The sequence below is a fragment of the Halomonas sp. BC2 genome, from assembly GCF_002078115.1.
GTDB classification, from domain to species: Bacteria; Pseudomonadota; Gammaproteobacteria; order Pseudomonadales; family Halomonadaceae; genus Vreelandella; species Vreelandella stevensii.
In genome coordinates this window covers 1-3,109 of record NZ_LFGT01000005.1, presented here as the reverse complement: position 1 = coordinate 3,109, position 3,109 = coordinate 1, and the positions used below count along the sequence as shown (strand labels likewise).

2 protein-coding genes and 1 pseudogene are annotated in these 3,109 nt (G+C 62.2%); 2 read left to right on the top strand and 1 reads right to left on the bottom strand.

Annotation, left to right across the window (positions count from 1 at the left end; translation table 11 throughout):
- Positions 1-410: pseudogene (locus B7L71_RS03520) on the top strand (hypothetical protein); the annotation flags it as partial.
- Positions 407-1,411: a YihY/virulence factor BrkB family protein gene (locus B7L71_RS03515; RefSeq protein ID WP_081136037.1), complete on the top strand. Its 1,005-nt coding sequence runs from the start codon at positions 407-409 to the stop codon at positions 1,409-1,411. The pseudogene B7L71_RS03520 and the gene B7L71_RS03515, both read left to right, overlap by 4 nt.
- Positions 1,412-1,480: 69 nt before the next feature.
- Here B7L71_RS03515 and B7L71_RS03510 read toward each other — a convergent pair whose 3' ends face one another.
- Positions 1,481-2,890 (bottom strand): PhoH family protein, encoded by a 1,410-nt coding sequence (locus B7L71_RS03510; protein ID WP_016916388.1) that lies wholly within the window; start codon positions 2,888-2,890, stop codon positions 1,481-1,483.
- Positions 2,891-3,109: the final 219 nt, after the last annotated feature.

Sequence of the window (3,109 nt, the reverse complement as noted above, 5' to 3'; positions counted from 1 at the left end):
TGGCCGCGCTGGCCACCCCGCTGTGGCTGCCGCTGCACGGTGCCGAGGTGCCGCCGTTGGCCGAGTGGGCCGGGATCGTCTGGCCTTTCCCGGTGGGTCTGTTGGCGTTGGTGGTAGCACTTTCCCTGCGCCAGCGTGTGAAAGTTTCTCCACCGCCAGCGGGCGATCTATGGTGGCTATACGCGCCGCTGGCAGGCTATGCCCTGCAGGGCTGTCAGCGCTTCAGTGATACGCTGGGGCGCGTCAAAGCTGCGTCGGTGGCGCGCGGTCTGGCTTTCGAGCGCGCTGTCATGCAACTGCTCAGGCGAAGCCTGGATGCAGAGCCCTGGCTGCGCCAGCACGGCAGCGGGTTGATGATGGCCATGGCCGTGCTGCTGGCGCTACTGTTGATGTGGGAGGGGCTGGCATGAGCAAGCCGCAGACGGGGTCGCAAGCATACCAGGAAGACCGAGGGCGTCAGGCCGTGACGCCGGATGACATACCCCGGCTGGGCTGGCTGGATATCGGCTGGCGCGTGTTGAGGGCGTCCCGTCGAGACCGGGTGACCATGTACGCTGCCTGCGTGGCGTTCTACGCCTTGCTGGCGCTGTTCCCCACCATAGCCGCCGTGATTTCCATCTGGGGGCTGCTGTTCGACCCGGTAGAAGCAGGGCGGCAGCTTTATGAAATCAGCCGTTTCATGCCGCCCGATGCGGCCAACCTGATCGACCAGCAGGCCCAGGAGGTGGTGGAAAGTGCCCAGCGTGGCAACGTCATGGCCGCCCTGGCTGGGTTGCTGGTGGCCATGTACATCGCTTCCAAAGGAGTGTCGGCGCTGGTGGTGGGGCTCAACGTGGTTTACGGCGAGCGTGAGCAGCGGCCTGCACTGTTGCGTCTGGTCGTGCTGGTGGCGCTGACGTTCGGGCTCATCGGCATGACGCTGGTGTCGCTGGGGTTCATTGCCGTGGTGCCCATGCTGGTGGAGTGGCTGATGGTGGAGCCTCCCTTTGACAAGCTGTTGCAGTGGCTGCGCTGGCCAGCGCTGCTGGTGCTGATGAGCCTGCTGATTGCGCTGTTGTATCGCTTTGCACCGTACCGCCGAGCGGCCAAGTGGCGCTGGCTGAGCTACGGCACGCTGCTGGCCACCGCCACTTGGCTGCTGGGGTCTGGGGGGTTGTCGCTTTACGTGCGCTACTTCTCCTCTTTCAGCGAACTTTACGGTTCACTGGGCGCCGTGGTGGCGCTGATGCTGTGGTTCTGGATGTCGGCTTTCGTGGTGCTGCTGGGGGCCGAAATCAACTGTGAAATGGAGCGCCAGACCTACCAGGACACCACCACCGGCGAGCCGCGCCCGCTGGGTGAAAGAGACGCCTTTGCTGCGGATACGGTGGGCGTGAAGACCCCCTGGCAGGATCGCGACTCGCAGGATTGAGCAGCGGCGACCGCCCAGCCAGGCTGGGCGGTCGTGGGTTGGAGGGTGGGTGGGGACGTTAGCGGCTGTTCAAAGCAGTTCCTCTGCTGCCAGTGCCAGCCGTGAACGCTCGACGCTTTTCAGCGTTATGTGACCTGCATGGGGCCAATCCCGGAACCGCTCCACCACGGCGGCCATGCCGCAGGTGTTGGCGGTCAGATAGGGGGTGTCGATCTGCCCCACGTTGCCGAGGCAGACGATCTTGGTGTTGCGTCCTGCCCGCGTCACCAGCGACTTGAGCTGCTTGGGCGTGAAGTTTTGCGCCTCGTCGATGATCAGAAACGTATCGTTGAGCGTGCGCCCGCGCATGAAGCTGGGCGAGCGGATCTGCACCCGCGAGCCGATCAGCTGCCGCGTGGCACCGTTGTCCCAGCTCGACTCTCCCTCCTCGTTGCGCAGCAGGTTATCCATGTTGTCATGGAAGGCCCCCATCCAAGGCGACATCTTTTCCTCTTCCGTGCCCGGCAGAAAGCCGATGTCTTCGCCCATGGGAATGGGTGCTCGAGTGAACACGATGCGCTCGAAGTGTTTGCTGTCCAGGGTCTGCTGAAACGCGGCGGCCAGGGTCATGAAGGTTTTACCGGTGCCCGCATTACCGGCAATGGTCACCAGGTCGATCTCGGGGTCCATAAGCAGGTTGAGGGTGAAGTTCTGACGGCTGTCATGGGCGTGTACTCCCCAGACGCCCGCGTGGTGGCGGTAGTTGGTGAGCAGCTGCAAGCGGGCAGAGGAGGGCGATAGCTCGCGAACGATGGCTTCGAATTCCGCGCCGTTTTCGCTATCCGACACCAGCATGCCGACATGCCAGTCCCGGGGCATGGTGCCGCTGAGCTGGTAGAAAGTGTGGTGCGCGACGCGCTCGACATTGACCTCCACGTTGAGACTTTCCCAAAGCGAGGCACCGCCCAGGCCTGCGGCCTCGTACACCTTGGCCCCTTCGATCATGGCGTCGCTATCGGAGAAGGCGCGGTCGTTGAGGTAGTCCTCGACGGGCACTTTCAGCGCGGCAGCCTTGACGCGAAGATTGATGTCCTTGGTGATCAGAATCACCGAGGCATCCGGGCGCTCGTCACGCAGGCGGCAGGTCTCAGCCAGGATGCGGTTGTCGGGACTGTCATCCAGCGCGTCGAACGGCTTCAGGTCGTTGTAGCACAAAAAGTGCAGCCGACCGGACTCCCCGCTGATACGTGGAATGGGGATGCCTTTCTGGATTTCATCGAAGGTGACCTGATTGGTCAGGTCTGACAGGGTGCGGCTGATCTGGCGAGCGGTGCGGGCAATTTCACGGATGCCGTTCTTGTGCTTGTCCAGCTCTTCAAGCACGGTCATGGGGATGACCACATCGTGCTCATCGAAATGATAGAGCGCGGCGGGGTCGTGAATCAGGACGTTGGTATCTAGCACATACAGCCTGGTGGCTTTCTTATCGAGTCGTACCATCGCGGAAACTACTCCTTGGTTGACGGCAATACCGACACTGGCAGATGCTCTTTACGCTTGGATGACACTTACCTGTGCCGCTTCGCTAGCGTGTCCTGCTCCTCCTTGTTAAGTACTTGCTTATAGCGTGGAAGGCTTTGGCCATTTTCGCCACAGCGTTATTTCAACGCAGTCATTGATCCATATTGCGATGACGTTCGAGGCCTAGCGGGTCGCGCT

What these genes read in the sequence shown, in the direction of transcription:
- B7L71_RS03515 (WP_081136037.1), top strand. Translation starts at nt 407, where the DNA reads ATGAGCAAGCCGCAGACGGGGTCGCAAGCATACCAGGAAGACCGAGGG.
- B7L71_RS03510 (WP_016916388.1), bottom strand. Translation starts at nt 2,890, where the DNA reads ATGGTACGACTCGATAAGAAAGCCACCAGGCTGTATGTGCTAGATACC.